This is a genomic window from Arthrobacter sp. efr-133-TYG-104 (assembly GCF_030208915.1).
GTDB lineage: Bacteria > Actinomycetota > Actinomycetes > Actinomycetales > Micrococcaceae > Arthrobacter.
In genome coordinates, this window is sequence record NZ_JARVTA010000010.1 from 62,826 (window position 1) to 81,859 (window position 19,034).

A 19,034-nucleotide genomic window follows, 5' to 3' on the forward strand; every position below is an offset into this window, starting at 1 on the left:
GCCCACTCCCGGCTAGACGATGGCCGAAACCCCTGTCACCGCGCGGCCCACGATGAGCGAGTTGATCTCGTAGGAGCCCTCATAGGTGTATATGGCCTCGGCGTCGGCAAAGATCTTCGCGATCCCGTAGTCGGTGACTATCCCGTTGCCACCCAACACACCCCTGCCCAGCGCGACCGTTTCGCGCATACGGGCACTGCAATACGCTTTGGCCAGCGCTACCTGCGCCATCGCGGCCCCTCCGTGCCGTGTGCCTTGGGCATCGGTGTAGATATCCTCTTGGAGTTGCGCGATCCGCACCATCATTCCCATGCTGGCCACGGCGTTTCCCAGCATGTCCACCAGGTGTTGCTGGATGAGCTGGAACTTCGCGAGCGGCTTGCCGAACTGCATACGTTCGACGGCGTATCGCCGGGCAACGTCGAAGGCGGCCAATTGTTGGCCCACGGCCTGCCACGCCACCATGATTCGGGAGCCCCTGAGGAGATGGTTGGTATCGGCAAAACTGCTGATTCCGGCGAAACGGTCTGCTTCTGCAACCTCGACGTCGCGGAAAACAATGTCGGCGTTCTGGACGGTGCGGAGGGCAATCTTGTTCTCAATGCGGCTGCGTGTGATCCCTGGCAGCGAAGCGTCCAGGATGAAGGCCCGGATCGATGAATCAGCCTCGTCCTTGGCCCACACCAGCATGTAGTTGCAAAACGTCCCATTGCCGATCCAGCGTTTGGCGCCGTTAATCACCCAGTAGTCCCCGCCGTCGGACTCTGCGCGCTCAACACGCCGGGCGGTGGTCTGCATGCCCCCGGCCACATCAGAACCATGGTCCGGTTCGGTCAATGCGAAGGCACCGGTCGTGCGGAGGTTCGAGGCGTCGTCAAGGTAGCGGTCTTGCTGTGCATCACTGCCGAAGTCGTACAGCGATTCGACGAAGAGATCGTGGTGGACCATGAAGAACGTGGCAATAGAGGTATCCACCCTCGTCATTTCGGCGATCACTAGGCCGGCGAAGAGGTGCGTGTATCCCCGCTGAGCCGGAGCACTGAGGCGCAGTGCTGCCAGTTTGGGAAGTATGTGATCCGGGAACTCGGCTTTGTCCCACCACTGGCCCGCGTATGGGGCGATCTCAGTGGCCAGGAAGGCCCGGAGTTCGTTGAGTTTGCGTTGCTCTTGGACGCTGAGCAGGGATTCAAAGTCGAAGAAGTCCGCCGTGGGCAGGTCGGCCAAGGACGGGGCTGACCCGAAGGAACCCGGCGAAGCTGCAGGAGCCTTCTGGAGTCCCATCATTTCAGTCCCATCCGGATGGCGCCGTCCAGCCGGATGGTCTCACCGTTAAGCATGGCGTTCTCCACTATGTGAGCGGCCAGATTGGCGTATTCGGCGGCTCGGCCCAGGCGCGCCGGGTGTGGGACCTGCTGGCCCAAGGAGTCTTGCGCGGCTTGTGGCAGGCCGGCCATCATCGGCGTCTCAAAGATGCCAGGTGCGATAGTGGCAACCCGGATCAGCGACCTCGCAAACTCCCGCGCCAGAGGGAGGGTCATGGCCGCCACGGCTCCCTTGGAGGCAGCATAGGCCGGCTGGCCGATTTGGCCTTCGAACGCCGCAACGGAGGCCGTGTTGACGATGACCCCGCGTTCGGGGCCACCCAACTCGGTGGAAACGGGTTCGGTCTCCACCATGGCTGCGGCTGCGAGGCGGATGACGTTGAATGTCCCCACGAGGTTGATCTGGATTACTTTGTTGAACGTTTCCAACGGCAGGACCCCGTCGCGTCCCAGGACTTTTCCGGGAGTGGCAATGCCTGCACAGTTGACCACGATGCGGAGCGGCCCCAAGGAGGTCGCGGCGTCGACGGCTGCCTGCACCTGGGCTTCGTTGGTGACATCCGCGGGTGCGAAGACTGCCTTGGGCCCGGTGCCGCTCGGCTCGCCGGCAGCCGCCCCGCCGTTGAGCTCCTCGGCGTAGGCTTGACCGCCCGACTGCGGCAGGTCCACCAGCAACACGGAGGCACCGGCGTCGAACAATCGCTTGGCTGTTGCGGCTCCCAAGCCGGACGCCCCTCCGGTAATCAGCGCGACAGTACCCTTGATGTCCATTCATCCTCCTTGATGCAGACCCAAATCTGTTAATGCATGTTAACTGAAATCCGGCTGACGCGCACCCGGTGACCTGCCGCTAGGCTGGTTCCATGTCTGAACACGAGCAGCCAGACCACGTCCCGGCGTCGAACCTCCGCCCCACCGGGTTGGCATCGGACTGGGCATCTCGTGCCGATGACTCCGCGCGTGCCGTCACGAGGAGCTTTGGACACCGGCTGCTGTTCCTGCCCGGCACCCACATCGGCTCGGTGGCGCTTCCGTCAAATCGCCTGTGGGGACTCGTGGGTCCGTGGCATTACTGGTGGCAGGCGCATTACGTGGACTGCTTGGTGGATGCCGGGCGCCGCGAACTCGCCACCGGAGTGAGGTTCGACGGCGGTTCCCGCCCCAGTGCGGGCAGCCTGGCGTCACAGCTGGTTGGCACTATCCGTATGCGCAACTTTTTCCGGTTCGTCAATTCCTACTATGACGACATGGCGTGGCTGGCCCTTTCTGCACTGAGGCTTGAAGAACTTGCCAGGGATGCAGGGAAACCGGGCCAAAAGCGTTACGAAACCGTCCGGCGTTCCTTGACGCCCCAGCTCGAGTCGGCCTCGACGGATGACCTCGGCGGGGGAACATTTTGGAGCACCAAGCGTGACTTCAAGAACACGCCGGCAACCGCACCGGTAGCCCTGTATTTCGCCCGAACGGCCCACCGGTCCAGGGCCCAGTCCTTGGTGGATTGGCTGAACGCCAACCTCCTCGATCCGCAACTCGGCCTCTATCAGGACGGGCTGCACCTGAAAAAGGGCCAAACCACACTGGAGGACCGGATCTACACCTATAACCAAGGACCGGTCCTTGGCGCCTTGTTGGAACTCGGTGGCGAGCACAATCGCCACCGGGCACGCCAACTGGTTGAGGCGGTTAATCGGGAATTGACCGTCCCGGGCACACACGTGATCCGCGGCGAAGGCAGCGGCGACGGTGGGCTTTTCACCGGAATCCTGCTCCGCTATCTGGCATTGGCTGCACGTGACGAAAGGCTTGGAAGGGCTACCCGTAGCATCGCCCGGACTTTGGTCCACGATACGGCTGAGGCGTTCTGGGATGGCCGCAATGACGCCGCGGACCGCCCACAAGGCCATAAGCATGTCCCGTCGCTGGTCTTCTCCCCCGATCCCCTGCGCCCGGCGAAGCAGACGTATCCGGACGGCGTCGCCGTCGAACTTTCAACCCAGCTGCAAGCCTGGATGGCGTTCGAAGCCGCGGCAACCTTGTGAGCCCCGGCCCAGATGGAGGGCGGCCCGGCCAGGTCAGGAGGCGGGACGCTTCTTTTGCGGATACGGGGCTTCATGGCGGGCGAGCATCTCGACGAATCCGGCAATCTTCCGCGCTCGAGTCTCAGGCCTCTTGACCAGGTTAGTGCGGTGGACCAATGCGAACCGGTTCTGGGACGTCAGGACATCGAACATCGCTTGCGCTTCTGGAACAGCAGCAATTGCAGCCGCGAGATCCTCCGGAACCACCAGGTCGGCAGACCCCGAGTAGGCGGCCTCCCAGCGGCCATTGGCTTTGGCTACCTCGACGGCGGCCCGGCCTGCCTCGGTCATTTTGCCCTCGGATTCGAGCCGGGCAATGTGCCCGACATTTCGCGCCGACCAGATACTCCTCGGTCCACGGGGGGTCATTCGCTGGACGAAGCTCTCGAGATCCCGGCCCTTCACTTGGCCATCGATCCAGCCGAAGCACAGTGCCTCGTCCAGCGCTGCGTCGTAGTCCAAGTCCGTGACGTTCCCGCCCTTCTTGTGCAGAACAAGCCACACGCCGGGGCTCGTGGCCGCGTTCGTGGAAAGCCAAGCGCGCCATTCGACGGCGTCTTTGACCAGAAGTTCTTCGAGCTCAAGGGGCATGGGACCATTCTGCAGTGAGCCGTGCCTGATGTGAAAAGTGCCTTGTTGTGAACCGCGCCTACTGGGATCAGCCGCCACGGCATAGTCTGGAAACGCGCAGTCCGGAAACAGCGCACCATCACCAGGAGGACCAATGCTGCGAGCCCGGCCAATCCATTTCACCTCCCGCATGAAGCCCTGGACCGAACTCCTCTCTGCCTTGGGTTTGGTGAGCGTCGGGAAGCACCCTGAGTGGCATGAGTTCGACGCCGGGTCCGGCAGCTTGGTGCTGCATGCCACGGAACCCGGCTCGCCAGAGGACGGCACCACTGTCTTTGGTGTAGAGGTAGGCGGCCTCGACGAGTTCGCGCGCCGCACCCGCGAGGACGGAACCCGGGCCGAGCTGACGGAGGCGTCCCTTGGCACGGCGGTGCGGATCTCCGCCAAAGATGGCTTCACGTTCCTGGCGGAGCAGGCCGAACGCGCTGCCGATGGCACGTGGGCGACATCGGGCGAAGCCGATCAGGCACTCACCGTAGTTGCCGTCTGGGTGAGTCCCGACGTCGACGGGTCCGCCCAGGAGCTCCGCAACATCGGCGCCCGTCCCCGCGACTCGGACGACGCATCAGCGACCTTCACCACCAAGAATGGCGGTATCCTCCGGGTGCTGCACGGCACTGAAGCCACCTCGGGCGACCTCGCCTTCGAGTACGACGCCGATCCGGAACCACTGCTGCGCAGGCTCACTGAAGCTGGTGTTGAGGCGCGAATCAGCGACGAGGTTTTGTACGTGGCCAACCCGGATGCCGCCGGCGGCTCAGCACCAGCGTCAATCGTGGTGGAACGGGCACCGGAGGTAACGCCCGGCTAATGTCGCCGAGAGCGTAACCGGGGTGGCGCCGTGCGGCCACCACCGAACTTCGGGTGCGCATGCGGTAGAACTTAACCATGAGCGTTCGTACACCTGACCCGTATCCAGGCTGGCTTTCCGATGAGGACCTCTTCGAAGCCCGCGGCCGCCTCCCCATGGTTTATGTGGAGGCCGTTCCGGTCAGGCTGGATCCGCTCGGCTACGTCAATGAAGTCGGCACCCTGCTGCAAGGGGACGCCGATGGAAACATGGTTCGCTACCTCGTTTCTGGCCGTGTGCTGTACCGCGAGACCATTCGCGGAGCCCTCCTGAGGCACATGGAGAAGGACCTCGGGCCCTTGGCTTTCCCGCAACTGCCCATCAGCCCTGTCCCGTTCACAGTGGCAGAGTACTTCCCCGCGCCTTCCCAGACGGGCTTCACCGATGACCGGCAACACGCCGTCTCCTTGGTGTACGTCATTCCCGTCACGGGCGAATGCGAGCCCCGCCAAGACGCCCTGGAACTGACGTGGATGACCCCGCAGGAGGTGCTAAGCGACGATGTCCAGCAGGAATTCGAAGGTGGCCGCGGAAACCTGGTACGGCAAGCCCTGGCCTTCTCGGGCGTTGCCATCTAGCGGGTCCCGCCCCTGAACTCGGCTGGTCTTTGTAGACTGGACCCCAAGAGAACCAAAGGACATCCGATGACTCACAGCCCAGCCTCACAGCAATACAAAGAAAAGCAGGCTGGGGACCTGCAGCCCGGAGATTTCGTCTTCCCACCCGGAGACGGTCCCGCCGAGGAAGTCCGCGGCGTGGAGGTGCAGAATGACGATTACGGGGTGCCTGCTCTGGTGCTGGTCACAACAGTCGACGGCCGAACGGTGCGGATCGCGGTCGGCTCCAATGTGCCGGTAGGTGACCCGGACTCCAGCACCTCAGCCGGACCGGAGACGGGCACTCCCGCAGCAGACGCCGTCGTGGTGCCTCCCCCCCCGGAAGCACCGCCCGCGCACACCGGGCCTACCGCCGAAGAAATGGCTCTCATCCCGCAACCGGACGGAACACCGGAAGCTGTGGTTCGCGCTGCTGCTGCGGGACATCAAGGCAAGAGCGGCGTGCAAGTCCTGGCCGAGCGGCTCGCGAAGGGGATCAACACCAAATCCGGCAGCTGCCTGCGGGACCTCAGCGATCTGGCGTTCGACCTCTGCATCGTGCACCGGGACCCGGACCATGCGTTGGCTGTAGCGGACCTGTTGAACGTGCTGCCCTTCGACGGGAACCTGGACCGCTGGGCCTCGATCGAACGCGCCCTCGCGTTATCGAGCTTTATCTGCCGGGAGGCCGGCCAGAGGGATCGGGCATCGGTCTACGAAAAGTTGCTGCGTGCTCCGGAGTCCCAGGAAGAGGACCCGTTCAAGGCCCTCATCAACGCCCGCGTCCGGCAGCGGGGGTTGAACGAACCCAATCTGTACGACAAAGAGATTTTCCGCGCCATCGACAACGGCAATTCGGAGGCCGAGCGCGAGTGGCGTTTCCTAAGGCTCGAGTCGTTGCTGTTCCTGCGCGCCCATGGCGGTTCCCAGACGATCGATGAGGAAGAGTTGGGCCGGCGCATCGGTAATGAGTTGGAAGCCGTCCGCGCCTGAGGCACCGTCCTATGCCGAGTACCGTCGCGTGCTGTCAAGACCTGTTCCGCGCGCCCGAACGGCTGTAGATTCGGGGCCATGACGAACAATCTGAGCGTTGTGGTTAATGCTGACGCGCGGCAGGTTTGGGCCATGTTGCGCGAACCGTCATTGGTGGCTCAATGGCACGGTTGGGAAGCCGATGACCTCGCTGACGAAATCAAGCACATCTATTTCTCCCCCGACGTTGTGGAGGGGCCGGATCACACCAGCCTGACCGTCAATGGCGGGGATGTTTTCGAACTGCATCCTGTCTCCGGTGGCACCGAAGTGTCGGTGACCAGGGCTGCCCTGGACCACAATTCGGAGTGGGCGGAGTGGGATGAGGACATCACCCAAGGCTGGCTGACCTTCCTGCAGCAACTGCGGTTCGCTGTGGAACGTCATCCGCACGGCCACAGGCGTACGCACTTCCTTTCGGTCCCGGGCAGCGGCGGTCCGGCGATCGAACAACTGGGCCTTGGCGATCTGCCGCCTATTGGTGACGAATACTCGCTCACGCTACCCACCGGTGAGGCCTTGTCCGGTCGTGTTTGGTTCAAGAGTCGGCATCAAGTCGGGGTCACCGTACATAGCTACGCGGAGCACGGCGACGGGCTGCTCATCGTCGCCGAACAACTACCCATTCCGGATAAGAGGCCCGACGGCGGGTCAGTGGTGATTGCCTCAACGTACGATCTTGGCGCCCACGCGTTGGCGGACATCCGGTCATCATGGGACAACTGGAAGGCGGAGAAGTACAGCTCCTGAGTTTGGGGAGCGTCGCCATAAGCCTGTTCGCTGCGGGCCGCTGCAGGCTGGCTATTGCCGGGTTCGGAGCGCAAAGCTGGCAGACTGGGAAGCGTGCCAAGTTCCGTTCCCGCTCCAGGTGTGTCCGCTGCTGCGTCCGCCCAGCCCACCCCATCAGCCGTATCCTCCCGGGCAGCCGCCACCGACCCGCTCGAGCAATCACTTCTGCCTGGCCGGCAATCCGAGTTCTCCTTCTCCGTGGGCCAGCGCCTTGCCGAAACGTGTTCGCCGTCGGACGCCCTGGTGGACGCCAACGGCGGCGCCTTCCTGGGCAGGACCGGGTCCATCACCACGCCGCACGGAACCATCCAGACGCCTGCGTTCATCGCCGTCGGGACTAAAGCGACAGTCAAGGCCGTCCTCCCGGAGTCCATCGCGCAACTCGGCGCGCAGGCAGTGCTTGCCAACGCTTACCACCTTTATCTTCAGCCTGGGCCGGAGATTCTCGACGCCGCGGGTGGCTTGGGCGCGTTCATGAACTGGTCCGGCCCCACCTTCACGGACTCGGGCGGATTCCAGGTGATGAGCTTGGGGTCGGGGTTCAAGAAGGTCATCGACATGAAGAACGTGGACAACTCAGGCCCGGATGATGCGGTGGCTCCGGGCAAGGAACGCTTGGCGCACATCGACGACGACGGCGTCTGGTTCAAATCCCACCTGAACGGGGACCGGCACCGCTTCTCACCGGAGATCTCCATGCAGGTCCAGCATCAAATCGGCGCGGATATCATGTTCGCGTTTGATGAGCTGACCACGTTGCAGAACTCGCGGGCTTACCAGGAAGAGTCCCTTGAACGGACACGGCTGTGGGCTCTTCGGTGCCTGGCCGAGCATGAACGGCTGACGTCCGGGCGGGCCGGCAAGCCGTATCAGGCGTTATTCGGCGTCATCCAGGGCGCCCAGTACGAGGACCTTCGGCGCAAAGCGTGCCAGGACCTGGGCAGCATGCCCTTTGATGGGTACGGAATCGGCGGGGCGTTGGAGAAGGAAAATCTCGGCACGATCGTCCGGTGGTGCAACGAGGAACTTCCCGAGGACAAGCCCCGGCACCTGCTGGGAATTTCCGAGCCGGACGATATCTTCACGGCCATCGAAAACGGAGCAGACACTTTCGATTGTGTCTCCCCCACTCGTGTTGCCCGGAATTCCGCGTTCTACACACCCTCAGGCCGCTTCAACCTGTCCGGGGCGCGTTACAAGAAAGACTTTGGGCCGCTGCAGGACGGCTGTGACTGCTACGCCTGCGCCAACTACTCCCGCGCCTACATCCACCACCTGTACAAGGCCAAGGAGATGCTCTCTGCCACCCTCATCTCCATCCACAATGAACGTTTCGTGGTGAAAATGGTCGATGATGCCCGGCTTGCCATCGAGTCAGGGGACTTCTTCGAGTTCAAGGCCGAGACCCTCGGTAGGTACTACTCGTAGGCTACGCCGCAACCAAGCCGTAGCTCGGCTCGCGCTTTTTGATCCAACGCACCACCAGGACCGTCACCGGAACCAACAGGTACTGCACGCCGGTCTTGTACAGGAAGCCTGCAAGGACGTAATTGACGAACGAACCGACGTCTGTGATGCCGATGACCGAGGCCGCGATGCTGCAAAAGATCAGGGTGTCCACGAATTCGCCCACGCCTGAGGAGCCCATGAGGCGGGCCCACAGGGATTTTTCACCCGACCGCGCCTTCATCTTCACGAGTATCCATGAGTTGATGGTCTGCCCCGTGAGGAATGCAAGAAGCGAGGCAAGGACAATCTGGGGAACCGGGCCCAAAGCGCCCTCGATGGCTGCTTGCTTGGCAGTTCCGAAATCGTCGTTAAAGCCGGGGAGCGCGATGATGACCCAGTAGCAGAGCGAGGCGAATACCGAGAGCGTGAACGTGGTGAAGATGGCCTTGCGGTTGGCCCTGAAACCATAGACCTCGCTCATGACGTCACCGAGGATGTAGGCCAAGGGAAAGAGGAAGAACCCGCCGTCGGTGATGATCGGGCCGATGACAACGCCCTTGGAAGCCCCGATGTTGGACAGGATCAGCACTACAGCCATGATGGCCAGAAGGATGCCAAAGTTGGGCGATCCGATCGAGGCGAAGCGCGGCGCTGGCTTGCTCAGGGTACTGGAGCCGGAGGGCGTGGTCATGAGTATCCGTTCATAGTGGTTTGCGCAGGCACCCTGGTGAAGAGGAGGCCCCGCTGTATTAGCACTGGTCGGTGGGGCATCACACCCGGCACCGACTTCCATTCTCCCACCCCAGCACTCCCAAACCGGCGCCCCAACCAGCACCGTCGAGAATGCATTGACGGATGCGCTGCGGCAGCGTGGTGCCTCCTAGCGGGAGACCTTACCCATCAGGGACGCCACGGGCCGGAGGAACAACGGACTGGCCAGGAACCAAGCAGCGGCGGTAACGACGATGGACAAGGCAAAGATGCCGAAACCCCACCAGTTGTCGTCGTTGCTTGAGGCGTACATATGGTTCAGGTTGTTCAGCGCTCCGGTGGCCAGTACCAAGGTCACGTGAACGATCACGAAAGCCACAAAGTAAATCATCACCGGGAAGTGGATCCTGCGCGCCGCTTCAATGGGGTAGACCTTGTTGACCGCTGCCTTCTTGGGCCAGGCCCCGGACATCCGGATACCGGTGATGATGGCCAGCGGCGCGGCAATGAAGACGGTGAGGAAATAGGTCAGCAGCTGCAGGCTGTTGTAGTTGTTCCAGCCGTTCTCCAGCGGCCAGTTCAACGAGGCATACTGTAGCCCGGCGGAGAGCGCGTTCGGGAAGACGTCCCAGTTGGTGGGAACGATCCTCAACCACTGGCCTGTGGCGAAGAGCAACACGATGAAGATGAGGCCGTTCAGCATCCAGAGGGCGTCCAAGGTCAGGTGGAACCACAGGTCCAAACTGATCTTGGTAGGCGGATTCTTGGTTTTGATCAGCCCTTTGTTGTTCCTGGTCCAGTACGCCGGAGGGCGCGTAGTGGTTCGGACCTGCCACCCCGAACGGATGATCAGGACAATGAAGAACATGTTGAGGAAGTGTTGCCAGCCGAGCCACGCCGGGAAGCCCGTAGGTGCTCCTTCAGGAATGGCGGAGTGCCCCGGATAGTCCCGGAGGAACTGCTGGACCGGTTGAAGGGTCCTGAGCCATTGGGCAACCAACACCAGGATCAGCGCTACCACGAGGGCCCCTACCGTAACGACGACGGGTTTGAACCACCTGTTCGACGTGATCCCGGACGACTTGCTTGAAACGGACATCAGGCCGCGTTCCTCTCTGGCTTGTTGGCGTGCGACCAGTTGGCGCTCTCGTAGAGATTCAACCAGTTGCAGCCCGACGGGGAAAACGTCCACCGGGGTTTCGGGGCGTTCGGCGTCAAAAATCGCAGCATTCGGGGACAAGCCGGAACATGTCTTTCTAGAACCGACTTCCAGAATTATTTCCTGCCGCTTCAGCATGCGTCAAGGTTTGGGGTTGGCTATGTGGATTTCTTGGAAGGTAGGATTCCAGGAAATGGCCGGTCAAAGATTTCGGCTTGTCCGCTGCCCTGTGAGGAGTCGCGATGATGGTCCGCAAAACATCGGAGGTAGCCACCAGCGTGGCGTCCTGGCAATGGACCCGCACGGCAACCACCCGCAGGAACCTGTTGGAGGCGGCCCGCCAAGTGTTCGTCGAGCACGGTTTCACGGACGCCAGCATCTCGGATATCGTGGCCCGCGCCGGGTCTAGCGTGGGCAGCCTTTACCACCATTTCGGGGGGAAGACCGAGCTTTTCCTGGCGCTCTGGGATGACTATCAAAACGAGCACGAGAGGGTTGTCGCTGCCGCGGTAGCCAAGGAGCGACGGGCCGGAGAGACCGATCCCTTGGCGTTGTTCAACGTGGGGAGCCGGAGCTACTTCGACTACACCTGGAAGCACCGTGCACTTGAACGGGTCTTCATTGAAGGCGACACTCCCCCGGGATTCGAGGTGCTGCGCCGCGAACGCGGACAGGAATGGGTACGGCAAAACTCAGTACTTCTCGGCGCCAACAACGACACTTTGGGCCGGCTCACGGTCGCCGTCATCACGGACATCGTGACTGTTGGAGGCCGCGAGGTGGCGTTTAGCTCGTCCAAAAGGGCAGCAGACGAGGTTGTCGAGGCCGCAGCCGTGCTGGTGGAGCGGCTGCTTCGCTAGCTTGGCAAGCGTCCGGCGTCGCGCATTTAAGCGTGAGCGGCCAGGAACGAGTACACCTCGGTCTCATCCACGCCGGGAAAGGCACCCGGAGGCATGGCTGCCAACAAGTGCGAATGTGCCCTCGCGGAAGGCCACGCATTACCAGCCCACTCGTTCGCGAGGGATGCCGGCGGACGTTTGCAGCAGTTCGGGTCCGGACAGGTAGAGGTTGCCCGCGCCATGGTTTCCCGCCCCCGGAACCATTTCACGTGCTGATAAGGCACTCCAATGCTCAACGAGAACTCACCTGCGGCAGATCGTTCGGTGCGGGCCGTGCACCAGTAAGTGCCGGAAGGGGTGTCCGTGTACTGGCTGTAAGCGCTGAACTTATCCGGTACGTCGAACACGGCACGAGAGGTCCAGGCCTTGCACGATGGCTGGCCCTCGATGGCCCCCGTGTGATCCTGGGGGAAGGTCACGCCGTCGTTCTCGTAAGCCTTGTAGATGATGCCCGACTGGTGGGTCTTCTGGAAGTGCGTGGTGATACCCAGATGCTTGGTGGCGAGGTTGGTGAAGCGGTGCGCCGCCGTCTCGTAAGACACGGCAAACGCATCCCGGATGTCCTCAACGGCGATTTCCTTCGCGACCTTGGCCTTCTGCAGGAACTCGACAGCGGCCTGCTCCGGCAACAACAATGCAGCAGCGAAGTAGTTGGTGGCCACCCGCTGCGCCAGGAAATCACCGTAATTCCGCGGTGTCTCATGGCCCAGGACGTAATGGCCCAGCGCTTGGAGAAGCACTGACCGAGGGTCGTGGTCCTGCCGCTGGTTCTGCGTGAGATAAATTCTGCGGTTCTTCAAATCCGTCACGGACCGCGTGGAATGCGGCAGATCACTCACGTGATGCAGCGAAAAGCCAAGGTTCTCAGCGATGTCCGCGATGACGTGCTGGCTGAGCGGACCCGAGGTGTAACCGACCCCTTTAAGGACCTTCTGCGCTTCGGCTTCATACTCGGGAAAATAGTTACCGCGCTCGCGCATCATGGCACGCAACTCGCCGTTCGCACGGCGGGCCTCTTCCGGCGTCGCGACCTGCTCATTAAGCTTGCGTTCGAGCTCTTGGAGCAGCCCCACCTGGGACTCCAGCACATCGAGCGGAAGCCGCGAACTGATGCGGATTTTCGGCAGGTTCAGCGACTCGTACAACGGCCCGCGCTGGTAGCGTTCGAGCTCGATTTCCAGGGCAGCGCGGCGGCTGGGCGGTTCCGCCCCGAGCAACTGGTCGATGCCCACATTCAGTGATGCCGCGAGCTGTTGCAGCAGGCCTAATTTGGGCTCCCGCTTTCCATTCTCAATCAGGCTCAACTGGCTCGGAGCGGTCCCGACGGCGGCACTCAAGTCATCAAGGGTCAGCCCGGCTTGCTTGCGCAAATGGCGCACGCGGCGGCCAAGGCTGATGACGTCCAGTTCAGGGGACGACGGGGACGACGACGGCGACGCGACGTCACGATTCCAGCTCACAGGCGACATTTCTTGAGAATACGCGAAGAAGTGCATTTCTTTCCATAGCTTTCCCCTAGAAACGCTTTAGGAAGTGCTGAAAAGTAGGCCTTACGAAAAAGAAACACAGACCCTGGAAAGCCGGCCGAAGCTGCAAAGGCGCAGCGGAGGCCGGCCTGGGGAGCCCCGTTGGATATTAGGAGACATGCAATGACCGCATCGTTTGAACCAGCAGACCAGACGTCCGCTCAGGAGTCCGCAAGCGAGCAGGCCGCAGCGCTGGAACTTGAATGGTCCGCCAACCCGCGGTGGGAAGGCATCACTCGCGATTACTCCGCGTCCGACGTCGTCCGCCTCCGTGGGCGGGTTTCCGAGGAGCACACGTTGGCCCGCCGCGGTTCGGAGAAGCTGTGGAAGCAGCTTACCGAGGAAGCATCCACCGGTGGTTACACGAACGCCCTCGGCGCCCTGACCGGCAACCAGGCCGTGCAGCAGGTCAAGGCCGGGCTTCGCGCTATCTACCTTTCGGGGTGGCAGGTCGCCGCCGATGCCAACCTTGCCGGCCAGACCTATCCGGACCAGTCCCTGTACCCGGCCAACTCAGTCCCCCAAGTTGTCCGCCGAATCAACAACGCCCTGCTCCGCGCGGACCAGATCGAGTACGCCGAGGGAGTCCAGACCGTGGAGGACTGGCTGGTGCCGATCGTGGCCGACGCCGAAGCCGGGTTCGGCGGCCCCCTGAACGCTTACGAGCTCATGAAGTCCATGATCACCGCGGGTGCCTCGGGCGTTCACTGGGAAGACCAACTCGCATCGGAGAAGAAGTGCGGCCACCTTGGCGGGAAGGTACTGATTCCCACCCAGCAACACATCCGCACCCTGAACGCGGCACGTTTGGCAGCCGACGTCGCCGATACGCCTACCGTGATCATCGCCCGCACCGACGCCGAGGCAGCGACCCTGATCACCTCGGACGTTGACGAACGCGACCAGGAATTCATCCTCCGCGAAGCGGGCCAACCCATCCGTACTCCCGAGGGCTTCTACAAGGTCCGCAACGGGATCGAACCGTGCATCGCGCGCGCCAAGGCCTACGCCCCGTACTCGGACCTGATCTGGATGGAAACCGGTACCCCGGACCTGGAGCTTGCCCGTAAGTTCGCCGAATCCGTCAAGGCCGAGTTCCCTGACCAGATGCTCTCCTACAACTGCTCGCCGTCGTTCAACTGGCGCAAGCACCTGGACGACGCAACCATCGCCAAGTTCCAGCGCGAGCTCGGCGCCATGGGGTTCACGTTCCAATTCATCACTTTGGCTGGTTTCCACGCCCTTAACTACTCAATGTTCGATCTCGCCCACGGTTACGCCCGTGAAGGCATGGGCGCCTACGTCGAGCTCCAGGAAATGGAATTCGCCTCCGAGTCCCGCGGCTACACCGCCACCAAACACCAGCGCGAGGTCGGCACCGGATACTTCGACGACATCGCCACGGCGCTCAACCCGAACGCGTCCACCCTCGCCCTGGTCGGATCGACCGAAGAGGGCCAATTCCACTAGCCACTCCCGAAAGGAAATCGCCGTGAACAGCTTCACTGACAACTTCACCATCAATGGCATCACCCTGACCGCGCAGCCTATCTGCCGGCAGAACGAGGTCCTCACTCCGGATGCGCTCGAGTTCATTGGCCAACTCCACCGGGCGACGGCGGATCGGCGTCAGGAACTGATGCAGGCCCGGCACACCCGCCGCAACCAGATTTCCGCCGGTCAGGACCCACGCTTCCTGCCGGAAACCGAGGGCATCCGCAACGATCCGACCTGGCGCGTGGCTCCCCCGGCCCCGGGCCTGGAGGACCGCCGTGTGGAAATCACGGGCCCGGTGGACAGGAAGATGACCATCAACGCATTGAACTCCGGCGCCAAAGTGTGGCTCGCGGACATGGAAGATTCCTCCACGCCCACGTGGCGCAACGTGATCCAAGGCCAGTTGAACCTAACGGATGCTTTGGAGCGCCGGATCGACTTCACCTCCACCGCCGACGGACGCACTAAGGAATACAAGCTCCGCCCGGCGGAGGACCTGCCCACCATCGTGGTCCGCCCCCGCGGCTGGCACCTGCCCGAGAAGCACATGCTGATCGACGGCAAACCAATCGCCGGCGGCGTGGTGGACTTCGGGCTGTTCTTCTTCCACAACGCCCGGCGGCTGCTCGCCCAAGGCAAGGGGCCGTACTTCTACCTGCCCAAGATCGAAAACCACCTCGAAGCACGGCTATGGAATGACATCTTCGTCCTGGCCCAGGACCTGCTCGGCATCCCGCAGGGCACTATCCGCGCCACCGTGTTGATTGAAACCATCACCGCGGCGTTCGAAATGGAAGAAATCCTGTATGAACTCCGCGACCACGCCGCGGGCTTGAACGCCGGCCGGTGGGACTACATCTTCTCCCTGATCAAGAACTTCCGTACCCGGGGACCGCGTTTCGTGCTACCGGACCGTGGCCAGGTAACCATGACCCAGCCGTTCATGCGCGCCTACACCGAACAACTGGTCCGGGCCTGCCACCGCCGTGGAGCCATGGCCATCGGCGGCATGGCAGCAGCTGTCCCCAACCGCAAGGACGAAGCCGCCAACACGGCGTCGTTCGAGAAAGTGCGTGCCGACAAGACCCGTGAAGCCAACGACGGCTTCGACGGCTCGTGGGTAGCCCACCCGGACCTGGTGCCCGTGTGCCGGGACGTGTTCGACTCAGTCCTGGGAGAAAAGGCCAACCAGCTGGACCGCTCCCGCGAGGACGTCACCCCCGATGACCGTGCCTTGATCGACATTGCCAGCACCCAAGGCACCATCACCGAGGCCGGCATCAGGATCAACATCGAGGTAGGCATCCGCTACATCGAGTCCTGGCTCCGCGGCAACGGCGCCGTCGCCATCCACAACCTCATGGAAGACGCCGCCACCGCCGAGATCTCCCGCTCCCAACTCTGGCAATGGATCCACTCGCACGCCATCACAGATCACGGCGACATCATCACCCGTGAATGGGTCGAGGAGATGCTCGATGAGGAATTCGCCCGCTTGGAGCGCTTCGATGATGACCGCTTCGCGGACGCACGCGCCATCTTCGAAGAAGTCGCCCTCGCCGAAGAATTCCCCACCTTCCTCACCATCCCCGCCTACGCCCGCTACCTGAGCGAAGCACGCGAGGAAGCAACCAAAGAGGAACTCGTCGCCGCCTAACCGGCGACACAGACCGGGCAACCACCCCGGAACAACACCGAGCCCGGAAGCTGGGCTGCCAGCACTCATCGCAACAAGTGACCCCGACCGTCGGGGAGGCAGCCCAGCTTTTCGTTCGCTAACTAAGGAGGCATGACCGTGACAAGCTGGCGCATCAGGGACTTTCACTCATCGGACTTGGACGGCATCCTGCATCTCTGGGAGTCGCTCAAGGCTGCTGGCGTGGAGCCGGTCTACGCGTTGTCGGAGGTCCTTGCGTCCTGCGAAAAAGACCATGCCGTGGTGGCGGTGCAGGGCGACCAGGTGGTGGGTGCCGCCGTCGGGCGTGCCGCGCATGATCAAGGCTGGGTGGTTTTCCTCGCGACGCTGGCTGAGTTCCGGGGACGGGGCATAGGAACATCGCTGCTGTCCGCCGTCGAGAACCGAATGGCACCGCACGGCCTGAACAAACTCTCCGCGCTTATGCCCGAAACCGAAACCCGCGTGGAAGCGTTCATTGGCCGCGGTTTCGTGGTGAAGAAGAACTTGCGCTACTTCGAGCGGACCATCCCTGTGCAGCGCCAGGAACTCGAGCCGCTGAGCCTGCTCGGCGGCCGGATCCTCGCGCGGGACCTGTGGGAAAACGTGGCCGGCATGAGACGCGAAAAAGACCTCTTGGAACGCCGACTGGTGTTACCGCTGGCCGAGTCCGAGCTCGCCGACGAGTACGGTGTGGTTCCACCGCGCGCCGTGGTGCTCTTCGGTCCGCCCGGCACGGGCAAAACCACGTTCGCGAAGGCCATCGCTTCCCGGCTGGAATGGCCTTTCGTGGAAGTCTTTCCCTCACGTCTGGCGGCTGATCCCAAGGGCTTGGCCGGTGCACTCCGCGAGACGTTCCTGGAAATCGCGGACCTGGAACACGCCGTGGTGTTCATCGACGAGGTCGAAGAGATCGCATCACAACGCGCCGGAGACCCGCCCTCTCCGCTACAGGGCGTCACCAACGAACTGCTCAAAATCATCCCCGCGTTCCGCGAACAACCCGGCCGCCTGCTGGTCTGCGCCACCAACTTCATCCGGGCCTTGGACACCGCGTTCCTCCGCCACGGCCGTTTCGACTACGTCATCCCCATCGGCCTTCCCGACGTCCACGCCCGCGAAGCTATGTGGCGGCGCTTCATTCCCTCGACGGTGGTGGATGCTGTTCATATTGGGCGGCTTGTGGCCCGGACGGAGGGGTTCTCGCCGGCGGATATCGAGTTCGCTGCGCGCAGCGCCTCCCAGCGGGCTTTGGAAAAAGCCGTATACGACGACGGTGCTGGCCCGGGCTCGTCCGGTGCGGCTGCCTCCGATCGACGGAAGGGGCCGGTTACCCAGGACTACCTTGACGCGATCGCCGACACCCGCACCACCGTCAGCGACGAGGTATACCAGGAGTTCCTCGAAGACATCGACGTGCTCGGCAGGACTTAGCCCACCCGCCAGCTGAACAGAAGAAGCCATGAACCCGTCAGTCGCTAACGCAGATCCCTATGATGAGTTCGGTGATCAGCTGGTAGTTGACGGTGGAGGGTCGCTCAAAACTTCCGTTCGGGTTTAAGGCGCTGGGCAGCCGCGCGCCTACCGCTGGCCGGCCGCCCAGCGCACGGACAGCGTAGTGCACACACAAAACGCGATGACCGAGAAGAGGATAACCAAGAGGGGCACCGTCCAACCACCGGAGACGCTGTGGACGTACCCCACAACGGTGGGTGCCAACGCGGCGAAGCAGTAACCAGCGCCCTGCACCACGGCAGACATCTTCCCCGCGGAGGCCTGGTCCCGGGCAAACTTGATGATGGCGATGAAGATGACGGTGATACCGCCGCCTTGGGCAACGCCGCCAAGGGAAGACCACAGCCACCACCATCCCGGCGCCAACAACAGGCCCACGGGGACGGTCAGCCATAGCGCACTCAAGGTGACCGCCACCGTCGTCGTACTGGCGAACCGGGCCAGGAGCGGCACCCCGAGGCCTCCCACGATGGCGAAAATCTGGAAAAGGGACGAGCCCGCACCAGCTTGGGCGGTGCCCATAGCGAGCTCGTCGGAAAGGAAGCTGGGCAGCCAAGCCGTGACGCCGTAGTAGGAAAAAGCCTGCCCGGCAAAACCCAGTGTCAGTCCGGCGGTCAGCCAGCGGACGCCCGCAACCTGGGCATCGCCGGCACGTTCCACTGCGGGAACAGGAACCGGAACAAACGCCCTGTGTGCACCAACAGAGGGGATCCAAAATACGATCGCCGCCAGGGCCAGCAGGGCACTCGCCGCCAGGGCCAGCCGCCAGCCAACGAGTTCCGCGAGAGGCGCGGTGGCCACGGACGTGAGGAAGGAGCCGATGTTGAGCGCCGCCGTGTATATGCCCATGGCGCCCGCCTGCCGCCGCGGCGCGAAGTCGCGACGAATGATGAGGGGGACCGCGATGTTCCCGATGGTGATCGCCACACCGATCACCACGGTGCCGGCCATCACCATGGCACCACCGGCAACAGAGCGGAGTACGACGCCGGCCAGCACGCCAATCAGGGTCAGCATCACGGCGAACTCCGCACCAAGCCGGCGCCCTGCCATCGACGCCAGGGGTGAAGCGAGGGAGAAGCAGAGAACCGGAATCCCGGTCAACAAACCGAGTTCAACCGGCGAAAGACCGAGATCCCGCCGCAGGAGACCCACGACGGGAGCCACGGACACAAAAGGGCCGCGCATGTTGAGTGCGATGAGTGCGATCGAGACCAGCAGGATCCAGGCGCTCGGCGCCTTCGCGTGCACCTTGGCGCTCATCGGAGTTGCGGTTCGGTCAGCGGACATAAGTACGATTTCATCA

17 protein-coding genes are annotated in these 19,034 nt (G+C 62.8%); 10 read left to right on the plus strand and 7 right to left on the minus strand.

The features are described from left to right. Positions 1–12 precede the first annotated feature (12 nt). Positions 13–1,281 (minus strand): acyl-CoA dehydrogenase family protein, encoded by a 1,269-nt coding sequence (locus tag QRN04_RS09020; protein ID WP_284975746.1) that lies wholly within the window; start codon positions 1,279–1,281, stop codon positions 13–15. Then, positions 1,281–2,093, minus strand: a complete 813-nt coding sequence (locus QRN04_RS09025; protein ID WP_284975684.1) for an SDR family NAD(P)-dependent oxidoreductase — start codon at positions 2,091–2,093, stop codon at positions 1,281–1,283. The genes QRN04_RS09020 and QRN04_RS09025 overlap by 1 nt, the downstream gene beginning before the upstream one ends. A gap of 92 nt (positions 2,094–2,185) precedes the next feature. On the opposite strand from QRN04_RS09025, the gene QRN04_RS09030 reads away from it, so the two are divergent. After that, positions 2,186–3,361 (plus strand): glycoside hydrolase family 76 protein, encoded by a 1,176-nt coding sequence (locus tag QRN04_RS09030; protein ID WP_284975685.1) that lies wholly within the window; start codon positions 2,186–2,188, stop codon positions 3,359–3,361. A gap of 33 nt (positions 3,362–3,394) precedes the next feature. Here the strand turns inward: QRN04_RS09030 and QRN04_RS09035 are convergent, their stop codons facing one another. After that, positions 3,395–3,991 (minus strand): YdeI/OmpD-associated family protein, encoded by a 597-nt coding sequence (locus QRN04_RS09035; RefSeq protein WP_284975686.1) that lies wholly within the window; start codon positions 3,989–3,991, stop codon positions 3,395–3,397. 169 nt (positions 3,992–4,160) lie between these two features. On the opposite strand from QRN04_RS09035, the gene QRN04_RS09040 reads away from it, so the two are divergent. The 5 genes from QRN04_RS09040 (at position 4,161) to tgt (ending at position 8,725) form a co-directional block, all read left to right on the plus strand. Continuing rightward, positions 4,161–4,841 carry a hypothetical protein gene (locus tag QRN04_RS09040; RefSeq protein WP_350224927.1) on the plus strand — a complete coding sequence of 227 codons (681 nt, stop codon included), beginning with the start codon at positions 4,161–4,163 and terminating at the stop codon, positions 4,839–4,841. 77 nt (positions 4,842–4,918) lie between these two features. Then, entirely contained in the window at positions 4,919–5,458 is a 540-nt protein-coding gene (locus QRN04_RS09045; protein WP_284975688.1) for an NUDIX hydrolase family protein, read from the plus strand. Positions 5,459–5,524: 66 nt separating this feature from the next. Next, complete coding sequence (locus tag QRN04_RS09050; RefSeq protein ID WP_284975689.1) at positions 5,525–6,469, plus strand: DUF6707 family protein; 945 nt, start codon at positions 5,525–5,527, stop codon at positions 6,467–6,469. Positions 6,470–6,547: 78 nt separating this feature from the next. Further along, a complete protein-coding gene (locus QRN04_RS09055) occupies positions 6,548–7,258 on the plus strand; it encodes an SRPBCC family protein (RefSeq protein ID WP_284975690.1) in 711 nt (236 codons plus the stop codon). A gap of 204 nt (positions 7,259–7,462) precedes the next feature. Next, positions 7,463–8,725: a tRNA guanosine(34) transglycosylase Tgt gene (gene tgt, locus QRN04_RS09060; protein WP_284975747.1), complete on the plus strand. Its 1,263-nt coding sequence runs from the start codon at positions 7,463–7,465 to the stop codon at positions 8,723–8,725. 1 nt (position 8,726) lies between these two features. On the opposite strand, the gene QRN04_RS09065 is transcribed toward tgt, so the two are convergent. Beyond that, entirely contained in the window at positions 8,727–9,437 is a 711-nt protein-coding gene (locus QRN04_RS09065) for a queuosine precursor transporter (RefSeq protein WP_284975691.1), read from the minus strand. Positions 9,438–9,626: 189 nt separating this feature from the next. After that, the gene (locus QRN04_RS09070) at positions 9,627–10,556 is read right to left on the minus strand and encodes a cytochrome b/b6 domain-containing protein (protein ID WP_284975748.1); all 930 of its coding nucleotides are present in this window, start codon (positions 10,554–10,556) and stop codon (positions 9,627–9,629) included. Between the two features lie 302 nt (positions 10,557–10,858). Between QRN04_RS09070 and QRN04_RS09075 the strand changes: the two genes are divergently transcribed. Next, positions 10,859–11,476, plus strand: coding sequence for a TetR/AcrR family transcriptional regulator (locus QRN04_RS09075; RefSeq protein WP_284975692.1), 618 nt, complete (start codon positions 10,859–10,861; stop codon positions 11,474–11,476). Positions 11,477–11,502: 26 nt separating this feature from the next. Here QRN04_RS09075 and QRN04_RS09080 read toward each other — a convergent pair whose 3' ends face one another. After that, the gene (locus tag QRN04_RS09080; protein WP_284975693.1) at positions 11,503–13,011 is read right to left on the minus strand and encodes an XRE family transcriptional regulator; all 1,509 of its coding nucleotides are present in this window, start codon (positions 13,009–13,011) and stop codon (positions 11,503–11,505) included. Positions 13,012–13,164: 153 nt separating this feature from the next. On the opposite strand from QRN04_RS09080, the gene aceA reads away from it, so the two are divergent. The 3 genes from aceA (at position 13,165) to QRN04_RS09095 (ending at position 17,647) form a co-directional block, all read left to right on the plus strand. Next, complete coding sequence (gene aceA, locus QRN04_RS09085) at positions 13,165–14,511, plus strand: isocitrate lyase (protein WP_284975694.1); 1,347 nt, start codon at positions 13,165–13,167, stop codon at positions 14,509–14,511. A 22-nt stretch (positions 14,512–14,533) separates the two neighbouring features. Then, a complete protein-coding gene (aceB, locus tag QRN04_RS09090) occupies positions 14,534–16,195 on the plus strand; it encodes a malate synthase A (protein WP_284975695.1) in 1,662 nt (553 codons plus the stop codon). A gap of 138 nt (positions 16,196–16,333) precedes the next feature. Beyond that, entirely contained in the window at positions 16,334–17,647 is a 1,314-nt protein-coding gene (locus QRN04_RS09095) for an ATP-binding protein (RefSeq protein WP_284975749.1), read from the plus strand. A 147-nt stretch (positions 17,648–17,794) separates the two neighbouring features. Here QRN04_RS09095 and QRN04_RS09100 read toward each other — a convergent pair whose 3' ends face one another. Continuing rightward, a complete protein-coding gene (locus tag QRN04_RS09100) occupies positions 17,795–18,991 on the minus strand; it encodes an MFS transporter (RefSeq protein WP_284975750.1) in 1,197 nt (398 codons plus the stop codon). Positions 18,992–19,034: the final 43 nt, after the last annotated feature.